This window comes from Chitinophaga lutea, assembly GCF_003813775.1.
Taxonomy (GTDB): Bacteria; Bacteroidota; Bacteroidia; order Chitinophagales; family Chitinophagaceae; genus Chitinophaga; species Chitinophaga lutea.
On sequence record NZ_RPDH01000002.1, the window covers coordinates 869,931 to 894,125 of the forward strand.

General features: G+C 55.2%; 18 protein-coding genes, 1 tRNA gene and 1 pseudogene. 17 read left to right on the forward strand and 3 right to left on the reverse strand.

Annotation, left to right across the window (positions count from 1 at the left end):
• The first annotated feature begins 497 nt into the window (after window positions 1-497).
• From EGT74_RS15785 to EGT74_RS15830, 10 genes are all read left to right on the forward strand, one after another.
• Entirely contained in the window at window positions 498-842 is a 345-nt protein-coding gene (locus EGT74_RS15785) for a YciI family protein (RefSeq protein WP_123847547.1), read from the forward strand.
• A gap of 1 nt (window position 843) precedes the next feature.
• Window positions 844-2,034: an RNA polymerase sigma factor gene (locus EGT74_RS15790; RefSeq protein WP_123847548.1), complete on the forward strand. Its 1,191-nt coding sequence runs from the start codon at window positions 844-846 to the stop codon at window positions 2,032-2,034.
• Between the two features lie 94 nt (window positions 2,035-2,128).
• Window positions 2,129-2,449: a DUF6660 family protein gene (locus EGT74_RS15795; protein ID WP_123847549.1), complete on the forward strand. Its 321-nt coding sequence runs from the start codon at window positions 2,129-2,131 to the stop codon at window positions 2,447-2,449.
• A gap of 96 nt (window positions 2,450-2,545) precedes the next feature.
• Window positions 2,546-6,919, forward strand: a complete 4,374-nt coding sequence (locus tag EGT74_RS15800) for a CusA/CzcA family heavy metal efflux RND transporter (RefSeq protein ID WP_123847550.1) — start codon at window positions 2,546-2,548, stop codon at window positions 6,917-6,919.
• A gap of 6 nt (window positions 6,920-6,925) precedes the next feature.
• Entirely contained in the window at window positions 6,926-8,095 is a 1,170-nt protein-coding gene (locus EGT74_RS15805) for an efflux RND transporter periplasmic adaptor subunit (RefSeq protein WP_123847551.1), read from the forward strand.
• Window positions 8,096-8,271: 176 nt separating this feature from the next.
• Window positions 8,272-9,081, forward strand: coding sequence for an SDR family oxidoreductase (locus EGT74_RS15810; RefSeq protein WP_123847552.1), 810 nt, complete (start codon window positions 8,272-8,274; stop codon window positions 9,079-9,081).
• 129 nt (window positions 9,082-9,210) lie between these two features.
• Window positions 9,211-10,038 carry an SAM hydrolase/SAM-dependent halogenase family protein gene (locus EGT74_RS15815; RefSeq protein ID WP_123847553.1) on the forward strand — a complete coding sequence of 276 codons (828 nt, stop codon included), beginning with the start codon at window positions 9,211-9,213 and terminating at the stop codon, window positions 10,036-10,038.
• Window positions 10,035-10,319: a putative quinol monooxygenase gene (locus tag EGT74_RS15820; protein ID WP_123847554.1), complete on the forward strand. Its 285-nt coding sequence runs from the start codon at window positions 10,035-10,037 to the stop codon at window positions 10,317-10,319. Before EGT74_RS15815 ends, EGT74_RS15820 begins: the two co-directional genes overlap by 4 nt.
• Before the next feature lie 106 nt (window positions 10,320-10,425).
• A complete protein-coding gene (locus EGT74_RS15825) occupies window positions 10,426-13,656 on the forward strand; it encodes a glycosyltransferase family 117 protein (RefSeq protein WP_123847555.1) in 3,231 nt (1,076 codons plus the stop codon).
• Between the two features lie 170 nt (window positions 13,657-13,826).
• On the forward strand, window positions 13,827-15,077 hold the full coding sequence (locus EGT74_RS15830; RefSeq protein ID WP_158618176.1) for a thioredoxin family protein: 1,251 nt from the start codon (window positions 13,827-13,829) through the stop codon (window positions 15,075-15,077).
• 151 nt (window positions 15,078-15,228) lie between these two features.
• Here EGT74_RS15830 and EGT74_RS15835 read toward each other — a convergent pair whose 3' ends face one another.
• Together EGT74_RS15835 and EGT74_RS15840 are read right to left on the reverse strand one after the other, a co-directional pair.
• The gene (locus tag EGT74_RS15835) at window positions 15,229-16,344 is read right to left on the reverse strand and encodes a TlpA disulfide reductase family protein (RefSeq protein WP_123847557.1); all 1,116 of its coding nucleotides are present in this window, start codon (window positions 16,342-16,344) and stop codon (window positions 15,229-15,231) included.
• Between the two features lie 55 nt (window positions 16,345-16,399).
• A complete protein-coding gene (locus EGT74_RS15840; RefSeq protein WP_123847558.1) occupies window positions 16,400-17,239 on the reverse strand; it encodes a sugar phosphate isomerase/epimerase family protein in 840 nt (279 codons plus the stop codon).
• Between the two features lie 384 nt (window positions 17,240-17,623).
• On the opposite strand from EGT74_RS15840, the gene EGT74_RS15845 reads away from it, so the two are divergent.
• The 6 genes and pseudogenes from EGT74_RS15845 to EGT74_RS27375 form a co-directional block, all read left to right on the forward strand.
• Window positions 17,624-18,718 (forward strand): vWA domain-containing protein, encoded by a 1,095-nt coding sequence (locus EGT74_RS15845; RefSeq protein WP_123847559.1) that lies wholly within the window; start codon window positions 17,624-17,626, stop codon window positions 18,716-18,718.
• Between the two features lie 15 nt (window positions 18,719-18,733).
• Window positions 18,734-20,233, forward strand: coding sequence for a MoxR family ATPase (locus tag EGT74_RS15850; RefSeq protein ID WP_123847560.1), 1,500 nt, complete (start codon window positions 18,734-18,736; stop codon window positions 20,231-20,233).
• Window positions 20,234-20,287: 54 nt separating this feature from the next.
• Window positions 20,288-21,574 carry a Gfo/Idh/MocA family protein gene (locus tag EGT74_RS15855; RefSeq protein ID WP_123847561.1) on the forward strand — a complete coding sequence of 429 codons (1,287 nt, stop codon included), beginning with the start codon at window positions 20,288-20,290 and terminating at the stop codon, window positions 21,572-21,574.
• Window positions 21,574-22,317 (forward strand): 3-keto-disaccharide hydrolase, encoded by a 744-nt coding sequence (locus EGT74_RS15860; protein ID WP_123847562.1) that lies wholly within the window; start codon window positions 21,574-21,576, stop codon window positions 22,315-22,317. Before EGT74_RS15855 ends, EGT74_RS15860 begins: the two co-directional genes overlap by 1 nt.
• A 157-nt stretch (window positions 22,318-22,474) precedes the next feature.
• Window positions 22,475-22,681, forward strand: a complete 207-nt coding sequence (locus EGT74_RS15865) for a hypothetical protein (protein WP_123847563.1) — start codon at window positions 22,475-22,477, stop codon at window positions 22,679-22,681.
• Between the two features lie 138 nt (window positions 22,682-22,819).
• Window positions 22,820-23,047: pseudogene (locus EGT74_RS27375) on the forward strand (type II toxin-antitoxin system RelE/ParE family toxin); the annotation flags it as partial.
• 77 nt (window positions 23,048-23,124) lie between these two features.
• On the opposite strand, the gene EGT74_RS15875 reads toward EGT74_RS27375, so the two are convergent.
• Window positions 23,125-23,195 (reverse strand) — tRNA-Cys (locus tag EGT74_RS15875).
• Between the two features lie 96 nt (window positions 23,196-23,291).
• On the opposite strand from EGT74_RS15875, the gene EGT74_RS15880 reads away from it, so the two are divergent.
• A complete protein-coding gene (locus EGT74_RS15880) occupies window positions 23,292-24,164 on the forward strand; it encodes a nucleoside phosphorylase (RefSeq protein ID WP_123847564.1) in 873 nt (290 codons plus the stop codon).
• Window positions 24,165-24,195: the final 31 nt, after the last annotated feature.

Here is a 24,195-nt window from a genome sequence, read left to right on the forward strand (position 1 = left end):
CTGTTTGGTTGTTAGGCTGTTTTTGTTTCGATCATCTAGTTTACGTGGTTAATTTTTTCAATCAAATAACGCCGTGGAATCAACTTTCATTCTCATACCTTGTAATCAGAGGTATATACGGTTGGGAAGATACACTGCGGATGCATAAAACGCAACACTTCGGCTCCTTTTACGTATAAAATAATCAGCAATTGCAAAAAAACCTTTCGCACAGGCTAATAAACCATTGCTCCATGAAGTTTCCGACATTTAAAATTATTAAAATACCTTTCACTTTTATTACACTGGCCGATTAAGTTTACGTTAACAATGGATTGCAAAAAAATTCTGCGTAAGTAAATGAAACTAAATGACATGGCGTTCCTTGCCGCAATGTTCGGCTGGTGGCGGTTGCCCGGGTTACTGGCGCAAGGGGCATACCATGAATTGTGATAATTTTATGCGGCCCCTGTCCTGATTTTTTTAATGGAGGGTACTATACTGATAAAACCACTTGTATGAAAAAGTATCTCTTGTTGATCCGGGAAGACCTGGAGAAAATGAAGCAGCTCTCCGAAAAGGAAATGCAGGAATGTATCACGGTGATGACCCAATGGGCCGAAGGCCTTGCTGCAGAAGGCATTCTCCTCGGCGGAGAACCTCTGGAGGCCGAAACCCGTTATGTGCGCCCCAATGGCCACGTGAGCACCGACGGGCCTTTTGCCGAGGCCCGCGAAAGCATCAGCGGGTATGTGCTGATACAGGCCCGGGATATCGAACATGCCGCCGAAATCGCATCCGGCTGCCCGCATGTGGCCCGTTACAACGCTCCCATCGAAGTGAGGCCGCTGATGGCGTATTGATATGGAATTGTTACTGCAACAGATCTACCGCGCGCAGTTCGGTAAAATGGTGAGCGCCCTGCTGTACTACAGCGGCATCAGCCGTGTGGCCGATGCGGAAGACATTGTGCAGGAAGCTTTTGCGGCGGCGGCCGCCCGCTGGCCGCATCAGCTTCCCGACAAACCCGAGGCCTGGCTCTATGCCACCATCCGCAACATCGCCGCCAAACAGCAGAGCCGTCAAAAAACGATGCTCGCGCTCGACAGCGCCGGCCAGCTGCCCGATGTTGCGGCCATGCAGGAAGACGGCGACCTGCAATTGCTGCGGCTGCTCTTTGCCTGTATGCGCCCGGAATTTTCGCCCAAACTTCAGCTCGTGATGGCCCTGCGCTATGTGCACGGCTTACAGGTACAGCAAGTGGCGGCCCTGTTGGGCACCGCCCCCGATTCCGTTTCCAAAATGCTGTACCGGCAGAAGCAGCAGCCCAAGGAGCGCGATATATCTTTCAGCAGCGGCTTCGTCTGGTGGAGCGAACGGAAAGTGCCGATGGCGTTGAAAGTGCTCTACCTCGTGTTTACCGAAGGCTGGAAAAACACCGACGAACAGTTGTGCGAAGATGCGCTGAGCCTTACCCGAACCGTGATCACGCATGCCCGTGTAGGCGTGGCCGATGCCAAAGCCCTGTATTCCCTGATGCTGTTCCAGCTTTCGCGTTGCGAAACCCGCACTACGGAAAGCGGCGAGCTGCTGGAACTGGAATTCCAGGACCGAGGGCGATGGAATAGGGATATGATGACGGTAGCCACGCATTACCTGCTGGAAGCAAAGGACGCCGCACACCTTCCTTTTTTGCTCGAAGCCACCATCGCCTGGCTGCACGCCAACGCCCCATCATACACAGCAACGCCCTGGGACCGGATCGCCGCGCTCTACAGCCGGCTGCAGCAGGTGAACCCCTCGCCTTTCGTTCAGCTCAATCACGGCATCGCCCTGCATTTCGCCGGGCGCACCCCGGAAGCACTCGCCCTGCTGGCCCCCTTATCGGAGCATGACTTTATGCAGCAGCACCACCTCTATCACTGCACCATGGCGCGCATCTATACTGACCGGGCGGAGCCCGAACGGGCCGCCGCATATTACCGGCAGGCGCTGCAATGCAGGCTTTCGCCGCAGGAAGATGCCTTCATCCGCAAAAAACTCGCTTTTCTTTGATACGACGTTGCACATGTACGTCAGCCGCCGCATTTTGCAACCATCTTGTAAAAATTCCGGATGTATCCTCCCCATATTTTTATACTTTTACGGCATGAAAGCATGGCTGTTTCTCTTCAGTATCTGGATCCTGGTCTGCGCGGGCATGCCCTGCACGGATCACCTGGATAGTATGCATAGCCATGGCCCGACCAACGAAACCGTTCACGCGGCGCCCCATGAGCCCGCCGACCAGTCGGCCGACACCTGCTCGCCTTTCTGCAGCTGCTACTGCTGCGCGGTAACCACCGTACTGCCCAAACCCGTCAACTATTTCAGCAAACCTGTTTTACTGGCCGCTCCGGTCAGCAGGTACCTTTGTCCGCCCGCTGAAGAGCTTACCGATTCCTTCTGGCAACCGCCCCGGCACGCCTGATTTTACCGAACGATTGAACACATACAGACTCATGCCGTGCGCGGCCTGATGGTGCATGCCATCGCGCAGCCGCGTACGTGAAAAATCAGGCTTTATATGCTGGACAGGATAATAAGATTCTCGATTCAAAATAAATTGATCATCGGGCTGCTTACACTGGCCCTGGTGGCGGCGGGCGTGTATTCGCTCACCCGCCTGCCGGTAGATGCCGTTCCCGACATCACCAACAACCAGGTGCAGGTGATCACGCAAAGCCCTTCGCTGGCGCCGCAGGAAGTAGAGCGGCTCATTACTTTCCCCGTGGAACAGACCATGGCCACCATTCCGGAGCTCACGGAAATCCGCTCCACATCGCGGTTCGGGCTCTCGGTGGTCACCATCGTGTTCCACGACGACGTAGATATATACTGGGCGCGGCAACAGGTGAACGAAAAGCTCGGGGAAGCGCTGGGGCGCATTCCACCCGGCATCGGCTCCCCTGAAATGACGCCCATCTCCACCGGGCTCGGGGAAATATTCCAATATGTGGTGCATCCCCGACCCGGTTACGAAGACAAATTCCCACCGTCCGAGCTGCGCTCCATCCAGGACTGGCTCATCCGCCAGCAGCTGCTCGGCACGCCCGGCGTGGCGGAAGTGAACAGCTTCGGCGGGTTCCTCAAACAATACGAAATCGCCCTCGACCCCGATAAACTGCGGAGCTTCCACCTGGGCATCAACGATGTATTCACCGCGCTGGAGAAAAACAACCAGAACACCGGCGGCGCTTACATCGACAAAAAGCCCAACGCTTATTTCATCCGCACCGAGGGCCTCGTCAATTCGCTGGGCGATATTGAAAAGATCGTGGTGTCGCACACCTCGCAGGGCATTCCCGTACTGGTGCGCGACATTGCCGTGGTGCAGCTCGGCGCGGCGGTGCGGTACGGCGCCCTCACCCATGCTTCCGGGAAAAAATCCGGCGAGGCCGTGGGCGGCATCGTGATGATGCTGAAAGGCGAAAATGCCAGCAAAGTGGTGAAAAACGTGGAAACACGCGTGGAGCAGATCCGTAAAACGCTGCCTGAAGGCGTGGAACTGGAAGTATACCTCAACCGCAGTGACCTCGTGGAACGCGCGGTGGGCACGGTCAGCAAAAACCTTATCGAAGGCGCGCTCATCGTGATATTCGTGCTGGTGCTGTTCCTCGGCAACCTGCGCGCCGGGCTGATCGTAGCGTCCGTGATACCATTGGCCATGCTGTTTGCCATCATCCTCATGCGGCTGTTCGGCGTATCCGGTAACCTGATGAGCCTCGGCGCCATCGACTTCGGGCTGATCGTGGACGGGGCGGTGATCATCGTGGAAGCCACCATGCACCACCTCGGCCTCAGCAAACTGACGCGGCTCAACCAGCAGCAAATGGACGAAGAGGTTTACACCTCCGCCAGCAAAATACGCAGCGCCGCGGCTTTCGGCGAAATCATCATTCTCATCGTATACCTGCCCATCCTGGCGCTGACCGGCATCGAAGGCCGGATGTTCGGGCCCATGGCGCAAACCGTGAGCTTTGCGATACTCGGCGCGTTCCTGCTCTCGCTCACCTACGTGCCGATGATGAGCGCTTTATTTCTCAGCAAGAACGTGGTGCATAAACGGAATTTTTCCGACCGCATGATGGACTTCTTCCAGCGGATGTACCAGCCGCTGATCAACGGCGCACTAAAACACAAGCTGATGGTGACCGCTGTGGCCGTGCTGCTTTTCATCGCCAGCCTCATCACCTTTTTGCGCCTCGGCGGGGAATTCATTCCCACGCTCGAGGAAGGCGACCTCGCCATCGAAATGCGGCTCAATACCGGTAGTTCATTGTCCGAGTCGATCGACAAGATCAACCTCGCGTCGAAACTGCTGCTGGAACAATACCCGGAAGTGCGGGAAGTGGTGGGCAAGATCGGCTCCGCCGAAATCCCGACAGACCCCATGCCCATGGAGGCGGTTGACGTGATGATCATGCTCAAACCGAAAAAAGAATGGACTTCCGCCGGCACCAAAGACGAGCTGGTCGGCAAAATGCAGCAGACCCTCGACGCCATTCCCGGCGTGCAGTTCGGGTTCTCTCAACCCATCCAGCTGCGCTTCAACGAACTCATTTCCGGCGTGCGACAGGATGTGGGCATCAAGATTTTCGGGGAAAACCTCGAAACGCTCACCCGCCTGAGCAAGGAAGTGGGCAGGATCGTTTCCGCCACACCCGGCGCGGAAGACCTGTATGAAGAAAAAATCACCGGTCTCCCGCAGATCATGATCACCCTCAACCGCGACCTGCTGGCCCGTTACGGCATCGACGTGTCGACCGTGAACCAGGCCGTGAACGCCGCATTCGCCGGGCAAAGCGCCGGGCTCGTGTATGAAGGCGAAAAGCGGTACGACATGGTGGTGCGTTTCCAGCAGGTGAACCGCGAGAGCATCGACGATGTCAAAAACATATTCATCACCGCGCCCAACGGCAACCAGGTGCCGCTCGACCAGCTGGCCGATATTTCGTACAAGCTCGGTCCCAACCAGATACAGCGCGAATGGGCCAAGCGCCGCATTATCGTAGGCTTTAACGTGCGCGGCAGGGATATTGCCAGCGTGGTGGAGGAAGTGTCCGCCAACATCGAAAAACAGGTCAAACTCCCCACCGGCTACTTCATCACATACGGCGGGCAGTTCGAGAACCTGCAGGAGGCACAGAGCCGTTTATCCGTGGCCGTGCCCATTGCGCTGGCGCTGATATTTTTATTACTGTTCTTCACTTTCCGATCCGTCAAACAGTCCGTGCTGATTTTCACCGCTATTCCCATGGCCGCCATCGGCGGGGTGTTTGCGCTCGTGCTGCGCGGCATGCCGTTCAGCATTTCAGCCGGTGTGGGTTTCATCGCGCTGTTCGGGGTGGCCGTGCTGAACGGCATCGTGTTGATCGCCGAATTCAACCGGTTGAAGAAAAGCGGCATGACAGACCTGCGGGAGATTGTGCTGCAGGGCACGCGCCTGCGTCTGCGGCCCGTGCTGATGACGGCCGCCGTGGCCTCGCTGGGTTTCCTGCCGATGGCCCTTTCCGGCTCGGCCGGCGCCGAAGTGCAGCGGCCGCTCGCCACGGTGGTGATCGGCGGGCTCCTCACGTCCACCCTGCTCACCCTCATCGTGCTGCCCGTGCTGTACATCTATTTCGACAAGATCCAACAAAAGCCAAAGCATATGAACAAGCTGCTTCTTTTGCCTTTATTGGGGCTGGGATTGAATGCCAATGCCCAGCAAAAACATTACACGCTGGAGGAATGCATTCAAACCGCGCTGGCGCAGAACAAAGGCATCAGCGCCGCGACGGCCGATGTGCAGGGCAGCCGCCAGTTACGCGGTGCGGCGTCCGATATCGGCAAAACCGACCTCGGGCTGCAATACGGGCATAACAATAGTTACGTGGGAACAGATAACAATATTTCCGTATCGCAAACCATTCCCTTCCCTACCCTGTTCGGCGCACAGAGCCGCCTCGCCGATGCCGGCATCAGGAGCAGCGAACTGAAACTCGCCGCCGACAGGAATGATCTCGTGTACCGGGTGCAGGCCGCCTGGTATGAACTACAATATCTGCACAGCTGGCAGCAACGCCTCGAAGAGCAGGATTCCGTATACAGCCGGTTTGTGCGCGCGGCCGATGTGAAGCTGCGCACCGGCGAAAGCACCCTGCTCGAAAAAACGGCCGCCTCCACACAACAGCAGCAGCTCAAAACACTGCAGCAGCAGGTAAAGGCCGACATCCGTTTGTACAGCGTGCGCCTGCAAACCCTGCTGCACGCCGAACAACCCGTGCAGGTAGTAATGGAGCCGCTGGCCGCCCTGCCCCTGCGCGTGGCCGACAGCAGCGCGCTGGCCGCCAATCCCGGGCTGCAATGGTTTCAGCAGCAGGCGGTGATTGCCGGCAAACAGCAGCAGGTGGAAAAACAGAAAATGCTGCCCGATATTTCCGTGGGCTTTTTCTCGCAAACGTTCATCGGCTCGCCCAAAAACGCATCCGGCACGCCGCTGGCTACCGGCAGCGACCGCTTCAGCGGGTTCACCGCCGGCCTCGCCGTGCCGCTGTGGTTCAAGCCGCAGGCCGCACGCATCAAAGCCGCCGCCAAACAGCGAGAGGCCGCCGATTTCCGCTACCAGCAGCAGCAGCAAAATTACCAGGGCCTTTATCATGAAAAGATGCAGGAAGTGCTGAAGTTCTCCGAATCGCTGCAATACTACGACAATGCGCTGTTGCCGCAAACCACGCTGATGACCGAACATGCCGGGAAGGCCTATCGCAGCGGGGAAATCGGTTACGTGGAATACCTCCAGAGCCTGCGCACCGCCATGGATGTGCAGAACACTCACCTGCAAACCCTTAACAATTACAATCAAAGCGTGTTACAGCTGCAGTACCTGCTGGGCAACAACGCCGAATCTTATAAATAACGACACATGAAAGGAAGTATCATTCTCATGATAGCGGCATTCGCATTCACCGCCTGCGGCAGCAACACCGGCAAGGCGCCGGCCACAGACAGTGTGCAGGCGGAAGCCCATGGGCCCGCCGAAGAAGCTGTGGTGGAGCTCACCGAAGCGCAGATGAAAACAACCGGGCTGCAAACCGGTGGCCTGGAGCAGCGCGAGCTGAGCGGCACCATCCGCGTCAACGGCCTGCTCGACGTGCCGCCCCAGCAGATGCTGAGCATCTCCATGCCCATCGGCGGCATCCTCCGCAACACCGACCTGCTCGAAGGATTTTGGGTAAAAAAAGGCCAGGTGATCGCGCAGATGGAACATCCGGATTACATCCAGCTGCAGCAGGATTACCTCGAAACCAAAGCGCAGCTGGTTTTCCTCGAACAGGAATTCGAGCGGCAGAAAGAACTGAGCGCCGAAAACGTGACCGCCAAAAAGACGTTCCAGAAGACCGAATCCGAGCGCAACACGCTCAGGGTAAGGCTCGAAGCCCTCAAACAGAAACTGCTGCTGATGAACATCCAGGTGAGCCGGCTCGAAGGCGGCACCATCCTCCGTTCCATCCCCGTGCTGGCTCCCATCAGCGGGTATGTGACCAAGGTGAACGCCAACGTCGGCAAATACGTAAGCCCCAACGAGCCCCTGTTCGAGATCGTAGACACGGAGCACCTGCACGCGGAGCTTACGGTGTTCGAGAAAGACATCCCCCGTTTGAAGATCGGCAGCAAGGTGCGGTTCATCCTCTCCAACGAATCGAAGGAAAGAACGGCAACCGTGCATCTCATCGGCCGTGAGATCGACAACGACCGCACCGTGCGCGTACATTGCCACCTCGACCGGGAAGACAAGGAAATGCTGCCCGGCACCTACCTCAAGGCCTGGGTGGAAACCGGCGCCGCCAAAGTGCCCGCCCTGCCCTCCGCCGCCGTGGTGATGGACGCCGGCAATGAATACGTGTTTGTGACCACGCCGGAAGCCCGCCACTACCGCCGGGTGCAGGTCAAAACCGGCGTGCAGGCCGGCGGGTATACAGAAGTGATACTGCCCGGGGAATTGCCCGAAGGCACGCAGTTCGTGACAAAAGGCGCGCACGACCTCCAGGCCAAGATGCTCAACGGCGAAGAGGAAGGCGGGCACGCCCATTAGCGGCAAACATGTTGATGTACAGGGTGGTAAGTGATTGAACTCCGGGGCACGGCCAGGCGGCAATACCGCGAAAGCCGGCCCCTTTTTCATTGCCCGGCGGCCTTATTTCCCGTCTTTCCCGCCGCCCTTTCTTCAAATAATTTTTCTATTGTGCCCCGCTCCGTTATTTTTGCGCAATGCAAACCAATTTTCAGCATAAATCCGTGGTCATAACAGGGGGAACTTCAGGCATAGGGAGAGCATTGGCCGTTGCTTTTTTGCAGGCAGGGGCCAAAGTATCCGTATGTGGCCGCAGGGAAGCGGCGCTGAACGCCCTCCGGGAGGAAGTCAACAATCCATTGTTGCACACCTTTGTGGCGGACGTAGGCCGGGAATCGGATTGCAAGGCGTTCATAGATAGCGTGCTGGAGAAATACGGCGGCATCGACATCCTGATCAACAACGCCGGCGTGAGCATGCGCGCCCTGTTCCGGGATGTGGAGGTGGACGTGCTGAAAACGCTGATGGACATCAATTTCTGGGGCACCGTGTACTGCACCAAGTTTGCACTGCCGTCCATTACGGCCAACAAAGGCACCATCGCCGGCGTGTCGTCTATCGCCGGTTACCGCGGCCTGCCGGGCAGAACGGGTTACTCCGCTTCCAAGTTCGCCATGCAGGGTTTCCTGGAAACGCTCCGTACCGAAAATTTACATACAGGCGTAAACGTGATGTGGGTGTGCCCCGGCTTCACCTCCTCCAATATCCGCAATACCGCGCTCGATCAAACCGGGCACTCGCAGAAAGAAACGCCGCTCGACGAATCGCGGCTGATGAGCGCCGAAGAAGTGGCCCAGCATACCCTCAAAGCCATCGCCAGGCGCAAACGCACCGTGGTGCTCACCATACAGGGAAAACTGACCGTACTGCTGAGCCATGTGATCCCCCGCTGGGCCGATCAGCTGGTATTCAATCACTTCCGGAAAGAGCCCGGCTCACCGCTCTGAACATTTGCCGCCGCTATGTGTATATCTTTATGTGTATAAAAGAAATGCACGGCTTTGCAGTATTACTTTGATAAAATGCCTTTCTTTGCAGGGATTTTCCCCCTGTACGCTTAGTACGCATACGATCATATGCCCATCATCACACTGACATCAGACATCGGTTTGCAGGATTACCTCGCAGGCGCCATCAAGGGGCTGCTGCTGCAACACTGTGCCGGTGCCCAGGTGGTGGACATCTCCCATCACATTTCGCCCTTCAACCTGCCGCAGGCCACCTACATCTGCCGCAGCGCGTTCCGTCATTTCCCGGACGGCACTTTCCACCTCGTGCTCAACAACCTGTTCGACCGCAAGGCGGATTACGTCCTGATCGGCCTGCACAATAACCAGCTGATCTGCTGTGCAGACAACGGGCTGCTCACCATGATAGCCGGGGAAAAACCCGCGGAAGTGTACCGGGTGCCGTTACCGGCGGGTGAAACGAGGAATACGCTCAACATCGTGCGGACGATGGCCGCCGCCATTTCCCGGCTGATACAGGGCGAAACGCCGGGCGCTATCGGCACGCCGGCCCCGGAGGTCGTTGTGAAGAACAACCTGCAGCCCCTCACCGGCGCCGACTATATAGAAGGCCAGATCATCCATATCGACAACTTCGAGAACGTGGTGGTGAACATTACCCGCGAACAGTTTATCGAACAGCGGCAGAACCGCAAATTCGCCATCTTCTTCCGGCGCGATGAGATGATCACCCAGATCAGCGAAACGTATGCAGATGTAGCGGAAGGTCAGAAACTGGCCCTTTTCAACGCCGCCGGTTACCTCGAGATCGCCGTGAACAAAGGCAATGCCGCCGGGCTGTTCGGCCTTCAGGGGTTCCGCCGCGACCAGTTGCAGCAGGCTTCCTTCCAGCAACTGTCTTATTATCAAACCGTGCGAATCCTGTTTGAAGGATGATCAGGATTGTCAAATTAACCTTCGACCCGACCCGGTGCGCCGAATTTGAAGCCCTTTTCGCGGAACGGCAGCACGCCATCCGCCATTTCCCCGGCTGCAGCCACCTGGAGCTCTGGAAAGACAAAGTGCACCTGGGCGTTTATTTCACCTACAGCATCTGGGACGGCCCCGATTCGCTGAACGCTTACCGCCACTCCCCGCTCTTCAACGAAGTATGGGCCGCCATAAAAGGCTGGTTTACAGGCAAACCCGAAGCCTGGAGCCTCGACCGCAAAGCCTGACGACACCTGAAACTGTTAAAATATTTATAAAAAGTTAAAACTATTGTTCACATTAGCTTAATTGGTTACTTTTTCTATTTTTGTCGGAATTATCTAAAACAACCTTATGAATTTTAACCGGATTAATAACATTGTAGGCTGGATAGTGTGTATAATCGCCTGCACGGTGTATTTGGCAACGATGGAAGCCACCGGCAGCCTTTGGGATTGCGGGGAGTTCATTTCGGCAGCTTACAAAGTACAGGTGCCCCACCCGCCCGGCGCCCCTCTCTTCGTGCTGCTCGGCCGGATCTTTACCCTTCCTTTCGATGCTTCCAAAGCTTCTCTCGGCGTAAACATCATGAGCGCCCTGGCCAGCGGATTCACCATCCTGTTTTTATTCTGGACCATCACGCACTTTGCCCGCCGCATCCTCTCCAAAAATGGGGAACCCCTTACCAGCCAGCAACTGATGGCCGTAATGGGCGCCGGCGCCATTGGCGCGCTTGCCTATACTTTTTCCGATTCATTCTGGTTCTCCGCCGTGGAAGGCGAAGTGTACGCCATGAGCTCCCTGTTCACGGCCATCGTTTTCTGGGCCATGCTGAAATGGGAGCACGAAGCGGACACCCAGTACGGCGACCGCTGGATTGTACTGATCGCTTACCTGATGGGGCTTTCCATCGGGGTGCATCTGCTCAACCTGCTCACCATCCCCGCCATGGTGCTCATCTATTACTTCAAACGCAGCAATAAAGTAACCACCGCAGGCGCCTTCTGGGCTTTTGTGCTCGGTTGCGTGCTCACCGGCCTGGTGCAGAAATTCATCATCCAGGATACCATCAAGGCCTCCGGCATGATGGACGTGTTTTTCGTGAACAGCCTGCACATGCCGTTCTTCTCCGGCTTTACCTTCTATTTCGTAGCCATCATCGCGCTGCTGGTATACGGTTACTTCAAACCGAAGTTCGGTTTGTACGTACCGCTGATCATCATCGCATCCGTGATCGCCATCCCCGCTTTCGCCGATGGCGACGGCGCCGGCATCCGCGTGCTGCGTTTCATACTGGCCGCCGCCGTACTGGCCGTGCCGTACTTCATCAAATTATTCGGCGTGGAGCTGAACGCAGCGAAACTCAAACACGTGGTGCAGCTCGCCAACTCCTGTATCCTGTTCCTGCTGATGGGTTATTCCACGTACGTGACCACTATGGTGCGCTCGTCCGCCAACCCCTCGGTAGACATGTATAACGTAGATAACCCGGTATCGCTGGTAGGTTACCTCGGCCGTGAACAGTACGGCGACTTCCCCCTGCTGTACGGCCAGGTGTTCACCGCCCGCCCCGAGACCTACGAAGAAAAAGGCACCATTTACGCACGCGGTAATAAAGAATACATCCCCGTGGGTAAAAAACAGGTGCCTGTTTACGCCAGCAAAGATAAAATGCTGTTTCCCCGCGTATGGGACGCCAGCAACGACCAGGGGCACGCCGACTACTACAAGGCCTTCCTCGGCCTGAAAGACGGCGAAGCGCCTTCCTTCGGCGACAACATCAAGTTCTTCATGGGTTACCAGCTGAACTTCATGTACATCCGTTACTTCATGTGGAACTTTGCCGGCAAACAGAACGACGTACAGGGCTTCGGCAATCCCCGTGACGGTAACTGGATTTCCGGCATCTCCCCGCTCGATAACGCCCTGTATGGCGACCAGAGCGAAATGCCCGACAGCCTGAAAAACAACAAGGCACGGAATACCTATTTCTTCCTGCCGCTGATACTCGGCCTGATCGGTTTCTTCTTCCATTACAACCGTCACAAGAGAGACGCACTCATCGTGGGCCTGCTCTTCTTCTTCACCGGTTTCGCCATTGTGCTGTACCTCAACCAGGCCGGTAACCAGCCGCGTGAGCGTGATTACGCCTACGTGGGCTCGTTCTATGCCTTCGCCATCTGGATCGGTTTGGGTGTGCTCAGCATCTATAACTTCTTCATCAAGAAAAACGCCGTGGCCAAAATGGCCGCGCCGCTCGCGATCATTCTGTGCTTCGTAGCCGTGCCTTTATTAATGGCGCAACAGGGCTGGGACGATCACGACCGTTCCGAAAAAGTGCTCGCCCGTGATGTAGCCCGTGATTACCTCGAGTCCTGCGCACCCAACGCCATCCTGTTTACCGTGGGCGACAACGATACGTACCCGCTCTGGTATGCACAGGAAGTGGAAGGCATCCGCCCGGACATCCGGGTGATCAACCTCAGCCTGCTGGGTGTGGACTGGTACATCGACCAGCAGACGAAAGCCACGAACCAGAGCCCGGCCATCGCCATGACCCTGGGCGCCGACAAATACCGCGGTGAAAACAGGAACTACGTGATGCTGTACGATAACGGCCAGGTGCCGCAGGATCGTTACTTCAACCTGAAGGAAGTGATCAACTTCATCGGCGACGACCGCGACCAGGCGAAGGTCCCCCTGAACACCGGCGAAAAAGTGAATTATCTGCCCACCACCAAAATGTTCATTCCCGTGGATGTGAAAGAAGTGGTGCAGAATGGTACGGTAGACATCCAGGACAGCGGCCGCATCTCCCCGCAGGTGCCCTTCGTGATCCCGAAACAGGTAGTGTACAAAAACGACCTGGCGGTATACGACATCATCGCCACCAACGCCTGGAAACGCCCGATATACTTTACTTCTCCCGTAGACCTCGGTTTCAATGAGTTCCTGCAGGTGGAAGGCCTCACCTACCGCCTTGTGCCTACACGCAGACCGGTTTCGGATGAAATGCTGCCCGGCCTGAACGACCAGGTGAACACCCGCAAGATGTACGAAAACCTGATGGATAAATTCGTGTACGGCAGCGTGAACATCGAAGGCGTGTACTTCGACGAGCCCAACCGCCGTATGCTGCAAAGCATCCGCAACTCGTACACCAAACTCAGCGTAGCCCTCACCAAAGAAGGCAAGAAAGACAAGGCGCTGAAGGTGCTCGACCGCCAGGATTCCGTGTTCCTGCCCGGCAACATGCCGTATGCCCTGACTTCTCCGGGCAACATGCATAACCTCTGGAGCATGGAGATCGTATATGCGTACTACATTGCCGGCAACGCCAAACGCGCCGGTGAGATCTCCGACGAACTGACCAAAGACCTGGAGCAGCAGATGCGCTACTACCGCAGTCTTTCTCCCCGCCTGTTCACCAACGACCTGCAGGACGATGCCCAGCGCGCCGAGCGCTTCATCCTCATGCTGAAGCAATGGAAAATAGACTTCGGGAAAGATTCCGCCCGCACCCATGAGCCCGGCGGACAGTTCAACACTGTGCCCGACAGTGCGAAAAAGGACAGCAGTAAATAATTCCCTTCTTCGGATATACAACTCCCGGCCACCCGCCGGGAGTTTTTTTTATGCCCCAACGCCGGATGCATTTTGGCAATTTTTTAACTTCCCCGGTATGCACAGTTTCCAATAATTACCTACATTTATCATATCACCTAAGTTTTTAGTTCACCCAATCCATCATGCGTATGAAAAAGCTACTACTTCTCTTCATGACCATCCTGCCTGCCATTGTTTTTGCCCAGGAAAAAGGCATCCGTTTCGAGCACGGCCTCACCTGGGAGCAGATCAAAGCCAAGGCGAAACAAGAAAACAAATACATTTTCCTGGACTGTTTCACGACCTGGTGCGGCCCCTGCAAGTTTATGAGCAGCAGCATCTTCCCGCTCGAAGAAGTGGGCGAGTATTACAACAGCCGGTTCCTCAGCGTCAAGCTGCAGCTCGATACCACGAAGCAGGACAGCGAGGAAGTGAAAAGCTGGTACGCCACCGGCCAGGCGCTGGCCAGGGAATACAAGGTAACCGGCTACCCCACCTTCCTGTTCCTCGACCCCGACGGCCAGCCTGTGCATCGTATTGTGGGCAGCTCGCCGGACGGCGCTACCTGGCTTAAAAGGACCGCCAAAGTATTCGAACCGGGGCAGCAGTATTACGCGCTCATGAAAAAATACGAGAGCGGCGACCGGGACCCGGCAACGCTCAGGGCAGTAGCTGCCGCCGCCATGGATGCGTTCGACCAAAAAACCGCCGATGCCGCATCCAAAGCGTATATCACCACAGTGAAAGACTGGAGCGCCAAAGAAAATATCGAATTTGCCGCAAAGTTCACCCGCTCCTCCAAAGACCCCGGGTTTAAAATCATGCTGCAGGAGCCCGAAAAGGTGAATGCGGTACTGGGAGAAGGAAAAGCGCAGCAGGCGGTGAAACAGATCGTATTACGGGAGGAAGTGTACCGTCATTTCTGGATAAAGGGGAAAAGCAATCCTGACGTCAACTGGAAAGCCATCACCGATTCGCTGAAGAAAAAATATCCAGCATACGCGGATGAGGCGGTGGCGATGGGGAAAGTTACCTATTACCAGAGCCAAAAAGACTGGGACAAGTTTGCCCCTGCAGTAGTATCGTACATGAAAAAATACGGCGCCACCACCAGCGCTTTTGACCTGAACGAGTTTGCATGGACGGTGTTCGAACACTGCAAAGACATGACCTGTGTAACGGAAGCACTGGAGTGGAGCCGCCGGTCGTTCAAAGACAGGGAAAATCCCAACCACATCGATACCTACGCCAATATCCTGTACAAGATGGGGAAAAAAGACGAAGCGATCAGCTGGCAGGAAAAGGCTGTAGCTTATAGTACGAGCCCACAGGAAAAGAAAGCATTCCAGGCTACGCTGGACAAAATGAAGAAGGGAGAAAAAACATGGAAACACGATTAAGCGATACCACCAAAAACGCCGGGAAAGTTCCCGGCGTTTTTGGTGGTATATGCCGGTCAGGAAAAGTGTACTGCCGGTGCAATAAGGTCGAACGGCGCCGTCATTGAAGCTCCTGCCGGGAAAACATTTCATCCTCTGTATCACCAGGGGTTTACAGCACCTTCTCCAGTTCTTTCTCCACCGCTTCGCCCCGCAGATTGATCCCGATGATATTTCCCGACGGGTCGAGCAGGTAATTCTGCGGGATGCTCGTGATCAGGTAGATCGGTTTCCCTATTTTCAGTCCGCCGGGGTCCACAACCTGCGGCCACGATATTTTGTCTTTCGCGATAGCTGCTTTCCAGGCGGCGAGATCTTTATCCAATGAAACGCCCAGTATCTCGAAATTCCGGTTTTTGAAGCGGCTATAAGCTTTGATGAGGTGGGGAAATTCTTTCCTGCAGGGATGACACCAGCTGGCCCAGAAATCGACCAGTACATATTTCCCTTTGAATGAACCGAGGTTTACCTGCTGGCCTTGCGGGTTAACGGCGGAAAATACCGGGGCGGGCACTCCTTTTACCAGTTTCGTGGCGTTGCCGATAGCGCCTAGCGTGGCTTTCCCGAGCGACGATGCCTGGAGCTCCGGGCTGAAACGCTTGAACAACCCGAGCGCTGCCGCAGGGTCTTCCGGTTTGTTGAGCCCGGCGCGGAATTCGTACAGGCTGACGAAATAATCGGGGTGCCGGCTGATGAATTCATCGGTCACTCTTTTCATTTTCTGCTGTAATGCAGCCTGTTTCCGCCAGAGCTCGTCCGTAACCTCATTCTTGATGCCGAATAGCTTCACCAATTGACCGTCTATGATCTTCATCGAGTCTTCAACCGGCTGCCGGAGCGCTGCCAGTTCGTCCCACTGTTTGGAAACGGCCGATCCGGAGATCAACGCATCGCCGAACATGTTCCGTGACGTGTTGTTTTCCCGCTGCTCAAAAACGATCTGCTCTCCTTTGTCGATAAAAAAGAGCCGGTACCCCGCACCGTTCTTTTGTTTTGAACGGAAAGACAATGCCGCCGCGAACGGCTCTGCGGTTTTTCCTTTGAAGGTGAAGGCGCCGTTGGAGATGGTTGTGCTGGCTACCCGGAAAGCGCCGGCGGCCGTTCTTTTGTCGAGGTGAATGGTGTTGCCGTTCAACGCCGGGGATACTTTGCCCCGGATAGTGTATTCCTGTGCGGAAGCGCCGGCGATGCAGCCAGCCAACATCAATACGGTGAGAAGTTTTTTCATAACAAATGGATGGATGGAAAAGAAAAAACCGGGGAGCGCCCGGTTTTTCAATTTACTATAATTTGGAGATCATTCCTCTTATATTTTTCACGCTTTCCGTGATGTCCGGCACACTGTTCTGCCAGTTGTACTCGTATTCGGCGGAGAACAGGCCTTTGAATTTCTGCTTCTTCAGTTCTTTCAGCACGCCTTCCACGTTGCAAACGCCGGTGCCCCAGATCACATCGTGCCCTTTGGGTGACTTCTCGTGCAGGTCTTTCACGTGCAGGCTGAACACGCGGCCGTTGAGCTTCTGCAGGCTTTCAACAGGGTCGAGGCCGGAACGCACCCAGTGACCGATGTCGGCACAGGCACCCATATACTTGCTGCGGCCGTTGATGGCGGCCAGCACACTGTCGGGCGACCAGTAATGGCTCGGTTTCGGGTGGTCGTGAATGGCCACCTTGATCTTGTATTCGTCGCACAGCTTCGACACCACATCAAGGTCCTGCAGGCGGGGCTCGGAAGTGATGATCTGGATGCCCATCGCTTTGGCGAAGGAGAACAGCTGTTTCCAGTCGGCCTCGTTGTTGGGAGACACAACGCCGAAGGCGTACAGGGTTTTCTTTTTGCTTTTCAGCAGGTCCAGCACCTGTTTTTGTTTGGCGGCGTCCATTTTATAGTCCATTTTGCCCTCGATATTGCCGCCGATGGTCTGGCCCGGGTAGCACTCTACATACTGCAGACCGCAGGAATCCAGTTTATCCAGCGCCTGGTCGAGGCTAAAAAGCCGGAATGAATAGGCCTGTGCGCCCAGTTTCCAGCCCAGTTTGGCTTCCTGCTTCTGCGCAACGGCCGTGGTGAATAGCATCGCGGCCATGCCTAAGCTCAGCAGGCCTTTACGTAATGAAATCATAGACGTGTAGATTTTACATGAAGTGGTAAAATAAGTGAATAAAAACCCATTTTCTTAATTTTCGGGGCCGCTTTTTTTACTTTTTTCACCCCCGGGCTTTTTTGCGTAAATTAGATGTGATATACCGGCCCCGCTACCCGGTTCTCCGGAGGGGCGATATCAGGTACAGTGCAGGTACTCAATCAGTTAAATTCTGCGGGAGAAACCGGACATGAGGCCTTCTTTGGTAATGAGGAGCCTTCGGGCGGGACTGCCTGCCGCGAATGAATGTCAGATTGACACCATTAAGGACCATGCTGTGCAAAACAAGATTTAGCGGATGGCACCGGGGCCGAAGCGTTCGGGCGAGGTAACATCCGGCAGATGAACAATAAACTATAGCGGATGAAAGGATTCATTTTCTCCCGGTTCGACCCGTCGGAGAACAAACAATCCCCGTTTGAGAAGTTGCTGGACATTTTCACGCAATTGCTCACTTACACCAGCGGGGACGTGGCAGAGGCACTACAATGGCTGACGGAGCTGGACAAGGAGTACCAGCTTTCCAATAACGAATATGGTATCGGGGATTTCATCCAGGACCTGAAGGACAAGGGATACCTCCGTGAAAACGAGGAAACCGGCGGGCTGAACATCACCGGCAAAACCGAGCAGACCATCCGGAAACGCGCCCTGGAGGAGATATTCGGCAAACTCAAAAAATCCAGTATCGGCGATCATAACATCCGTAAATCCGGTATGGGCGACGAACTCAATGCCGAAACCCGCCCGTACGCCTTCGGCGACGCGCTGGAGCAGATCGACATGACCGCTTCCATCCGGAACGCCCAGATCAACCACGGCATCGAAGCGTTTTCAATGCAGCAGGACGACCTGGAGATCAGGGAAACGGACTTCAAAACCCAGACGTCCACCGCCCTGATGATCGACATTTCCCATTCCATGATTTTATACGGGGAAGACCGGATCACCCCGGCCAAGAAAGTGGCCATGGCATTGAGCGAGCTGATCACTACCCGTTACCAGAAAGACACGCTCGACATCATCGTGTTCGGCAACGACGCCTGGCAGATCGAGATCAAAGACCTCCCCTATCTGCAGGTGGGCCCTTATCACACCAATACCGTGGCCGGGCTGGAACTGGCGATGGACATCCTCCGGCGGCGGCGCAATCCCAACAAACAGATCTTCATGATCACCGACGGGAAACCGACCTGCCTCAAACAGGGCAAACAATATTATAAAAACAGCTTCGGGCTCGACAGGAAGATACTCAACCGTACGCTGAACCTGGCGGCCCAATGCAAAAAGCTGAAAATTCCCATCACCACATTCATGGTAGCCACCGATCCCTGGCTGCAGCAATTTGTAAAAGAATTTACGGAAACCAATAACGGCAAGGCTTTCTTCTCCGGGACAGATAAACTGGGCCAGTTCCTTTTTTACGATTTCGAAAGCGGGAAAAGAAAGAAGCTATAAAAGAAACAAACAGACATGGAAAAGATCAAAACGCTCGGCGAGCTTAAAAAAAGTGGTTACCAGTACCGTACGGTAAAAGAAGAGATCAGGCAGAACCTGATACTGAAACTGAAAAGAAAAGAAAGCACCTTTCCCGGTATCATCGGGTACGACGATACGGTGATCCCCGATACCGAAAGGGCCCTGCTTTCCCGGCATAACATTCTGTTCCTCGGCCTGCGCGGACAGGCCAAAACGCGCATGGCGCGGCAGATGACCGATCTGCTCGATGAATTCATTCCTGTCATTGCCGGCTCCGAAGTGAACGACAACCCGTTCAACCCGCTCAGCCGCCATGGTCGTGACGTCGTAGATTCCCTCGGCGACAAAACGCCCATTGAATGGCTACCCCGCGAGGCCCGCTACGGCGAAAAACTCGCAACGCCCGATGTATCCGTGGCTGATCTCATCGGCGACGTGGATCCCATCAAGGCCGCCAACGAAAAACTCAGTTATGCCGACGAGCGGGTGATCCATTTCGGCATCATCCCCCGCTCCAACCGCGGCATCTTCGTGATCAACGAACTGCCCGACCTGCAGGCCCGCATCCAGGTGGCCCTGTTTAACATCCTGCAGGAAGGCGACATCCAGATACGCGGGTTTAAAGTGCGCATGCCGCTCGACATGCTGTTCGTGTTCACGGCCAACCCGGAAGACTACACGAACCGCGGCGCCATCGTCACTCCGCTTAAAGACCGTATCGAAAGCCAGATCATCACGCACTATCCCAAAACGCTCGAGAACTCCCTGCTCATCACCGAACAGGAAGCCGCCATTCACGAAGAGCAGCAAGGCACCGTGCACATGCCGGACATGGTGAAACGGCTCATCGAGCAGGTGGCCTTTGAAGCGCGCACCAGCGAATGGGTCGATAAAAAAAGCGGCGTATCCGCCCGCCTGACCATCGCCGCCTTCGAGAACGCCGTGAGCGCCGCCGAGCGCCGGGCCATCATCAATAAGGAAAAAAGCACCCATGTTCGCATTAACGACCTCCAGGGCATCATCCCCGCCATCACCGGCAAAATAGAACTGGTGTACGAGGGCGAACAGGAAGGCCCGCTGCAGGTGGCCGTGAACCTGCTGGAGAAAAGTCTGCGCACCACTTTCGCCCAATATTTCCCCAACCCCGACGCGTTCAAAAAACGCAAAGCCGGCGCGGCGGACGTGAACCCGTACCGCAGCATCATCCAGTGGTTCGACAAGGGCAATGCCCTCCAGCTGCTGCAGGACACTACCGATAAACAGTACGAAGCCGCCCTGACACAGGTAACCGGGCTGCCGGAGCTGGTAAAACAGCTCTTCCCGCAGGCCAATAAACCGGAGCAGTTGCTGATGATGGAAATGGTGCTGCATGGACTTTCCGCCTACTCCCTGCTCAGCAAAAAAACACTGGAGAAAGAAACCCGTTTTTCAGACCTGCTGGGTACCATGATGAATTTTAGTACTGGCGAAGAACAGGAGGAGGAAGAAATTTAACGCGCTTTTTATATCTTGTCTAAATAATTACTCCACGTCTAATCATGAAAACTTATGAACAGAAGGAATTTTCTGCTGAACTCATCCACTATCCTGGCCGGTTCAGCCCTCTTCCCAAGTGCCTTGCGTGCTATGGCCCCCAGCGACCGCGTTAATTTCGCCGTGATCGGCGTCAACGGTATGGGATGGAGCAACCTCAACGGACTGCTCAACCACCCTGAAGCCCGTTGTGTGGCCCTTTGCGACGTCGATAAAAACGTGCTCGACAAACGCGTTGCGGAACTGGCGAAGAAAAACATCACCGACGTCAAGCTTTACGGCGATTACCGGAAGCTGCTGGAAAACAAAGACATCGACGCCGTGGTAATCGGCACGCCCGACCACTGGCACTGTCTGCAGATGGCCGATGCCTGCGCCGCCGGCAAGGATGTGTATGTCGAAAAACCCATCGGTAACTCCATCGCCGAATGCCGTGCCATGGTAGCCGCCCAGCAGCGCTACAACCGCGTGGTGCAGGTGGGCCAGTGGCAGCGCAGCATGCAGCATTTCAACGACGCCATCGCTTTCGTGCATTCCGGCAAGCTCGGGAATGTGCGGCTCGTCAAGGCCTGGGCCTACATGGGTTGGATGAAACCCGTGCCCAAACAGCCCAATTCCGCACCACCCGCAGGCGTGGATTATGCCGCATGGCTCGGTCCCGCCCAAACGCGGCCCTTCGACCCCAACCGCTTCCACTTTAATTTCCGCTGGTACTGGGATTATGCAGGCGGGCTGATGACCGACTGGGGCGTGCACCTGATCGACTATGCGCTCTACGGCATGAAAGCCTCCAATCCCAAATCGGTAGTGGCCTCCGGCGGTAAATTCGCCTACCCGGACGATGCGGCCGAAACACCCGATACCCTCACGGCCATTTACGAGTTCGACGGCTTCAACATGCAGTGGGAACACGCTACCGGCATCGATGGCGGGCCTTACGGCCGCAACCACGGCATCGCCTTCATCGGCAACAACGGCACCCTGGTGCTCGACCGCGGCGGCTGGGAAGTGATTCCCGAAAAAGACAAAATGGAAGCCGTAGCCCGCGTAAAAGCCTCCGACAACGGACTGGTGAAACATACCAAGAACTTCCTCGAAGTCATCAAATCGCGCAAGCTCTCCGACCTGCATTGCGACATCCAGACGGGCGCCAACGTGGCCATCAATTCACAGATGGGCAACATTGCGTTCAAGACCGGCCAGAAAGTGTACTGGAACAAGGAAAAGCAGCAGTTCACCGACGCCGCTGCCAACCGCCTCATCACACCCGTTTACCATAACAATTATAAACTGCCTCGATAATGAACATGTACCGTTTTTCATTTGTATGCGTATCGGCCGCACTGCTGATACCCGCCCTTAGCGCGAGCGCACAGCAGGGCGACCCGAAAGCCACCGAAGTTTGGGAACCCGTACCCGCCAAGATAACGCCCGGTAGCGGCACCAGCGCTCCTTCCGATGCCATCGTGCTGTTTGACGGCAAAGACCTCAGCCAATGGGAAGGCGAAAAAGGCGGCGCGGCCCCCTGGACGGTGAGCGGCGGCGCGATGACCGTGGCCCCGAAAAAAGGCGGCATCAAAACGAAAGCTTCCTTCGAAGACTTCCAGCTGCACATCGAATGGCGTACGCCGTCGGTGGTGAAAGGCGAAGGCCAGGGCCGCGGCAACAGCGGCATTTTCCTGCAGAGCAACTACGAGCTGCAGGTGCTCGACAATTACGATAACAGGACCTATTCGAACGGACAGGCCGCGAGCCTCTACAAACAGACCATCCCGCTGGTGAATGCCTGCAAAAAGCCCGGTGAGTGGCAGGCGTATGATGTGATCTGGACGGCGCCCCGCTTCAACGACGACGGCAGCGTGAAATCGCCCGCCCGCATTACGGTGCTGCACAACGGCGTGCTGGTGCAGAACAATACCGAACTGCTCGGCAAAACGCTTTACATCGGCAAACCGTTTTACGAGAAGCACGGCGCATTGCCGATCATGCTGCAGGATCATGGGGATTTGGTGAGTTACCGGAATATCTGGATCAGGAAATTATAAATAACAGCAGCCGGCCCCTGTGGCCGGCTTTTTTTTGCGAACAAAATCACACAGGTGTGAGCAGTTGGGGAAATTGGGTGGAGGAAATAAAATAGATTTGAAATCCTGAAAAATTTTACGGTAACACCCAATTTTTTAACCCTTAAATTTGATGAAAATGCGCAGTATTATGGCAGTTCTATCTTTGGAAAAACAAATCCAGCAATATCTCCCGAAACTGAGCACGCGGCAAAAACTGGCAGTATTGTCTTTTGTGAAGAGTTTTGTGGAAGAACAGGCGGATGCGGAGTATGATGGGGCGTTCAAACGTGAATTAGGTAAGCGTGGGGAGGAAATCCGCCTGGGTATCAAATGTCATCAGTGAGCAAGAGATGAAAATCCGGGAACGTAAATTGCTTAAACAGGGAAAAGGCCTGTGAGTTATTCGTTATCCATTCACAGTAAGGCAATGAAGGAATACGAAGCAGCGATTGGATGATTTAAGAAAAGCAGCGAATCTGCGGCAACAGCGTTTGTTAACGAGTTTCACGAAAAACTTGATATTCTTCGCAAAATGCCCGACAGCTATCGGACGACTTATAAAACTTACAGGGACATCTATTTGAAAAGATATCCCTATACTATCGTTTATGAAGTACATGAGTCGTCGAAATCGGTTTCAATTACGAATGTTTATCATCGCAAGCGGAATCCGAAAGGTAGATATGCTGATGAAACTGATCGGTTGTAGCGGTAAACCCGATAAGACTGTTTCCCGTTTATCTCACAATAAAAAAAGCCCTCTCCGGAGAGAAGGCCTTTATTCCGAGGTTTCGAGCGGATTCGAACCGCTGTAAAAGGTTTTGCAGACCTCTGCCTAGCCACTCGGCCACGAAACCATCAATTTTGTTGGACTGCAAAAGTAGTAAATTTTCGATATTTGCCAAATCTGATTACAAGATATTCATTTATGGATTAAAAAAAATGCAAGATATATGACCAGAATAGCTGAATCCGAATTGATACTCAATACACGCGGAGCCGTCTACCACCTGGACGTGCGACCGGAAGAACTGGCCGAAACGATCATCACCGTAGGCGATCCCGACCGGGTAAAGGCGGTCAGCCGGCATTTTGACCGGGTGGAAGGCACTTACCAGCACCGGGAATTCGTGACGCATACGGGTTATATCGGCCAGAAGCGGCTTTCAGTGGTCTCAACCGGCATCGGCACCGATAATATCGACATCGTGCTCAACGAGCTCGATGCGCTGGCCAATATCGATTTTGATACGAGGATGGTGAAAGAAGAGCCCGTTTCCCTCCAGATTATCCGCCTCGGCACCGCGGGCTCCCTGCAGGAATCCATCCCGGTCGACAGTTTCGTGGTATCGTCTCACGGCCTGGGGCTCGACAACCTGCTGCCGTTTTACACCTATCACAACACCCCGGAGGAACTGCAGCTGCTGGAGGCCTTCCGTGGCCAGATACGCCTGCAGCCCAGTGCGGCCCGCCCATACCTGATCGAAGCTGCCCCTGCCCTGCTGGAGCGCTTCAACGAAGGTTTTCACCAGGGCATCACGGTGACCTGCCCGGGTTTTTACGCCCCCCAGGGCCGGGTACTGCGCGGCAATCTTTCCCATCCCGAACTGATCGAGCAACTCAGCCATTTCAGCTTTGAAAACAGGCACATCACGAATTTCGAGATGGAAACGGCCGGTATTTACGGCCTGGGCCGTGTGTTGGGGCATCAGTGCCTGTCCATCAGCGCGATCGTCGCCAACCGCATCCGCCAGGAATTCAGCAAAGACGGGAATGCCGCCGTGATGGCGCTGATAGAGAAAGCAGTGGGGATTATTGCGCAATAGCGATCAGGCGGTCAGTTTTCGATCCGGATAC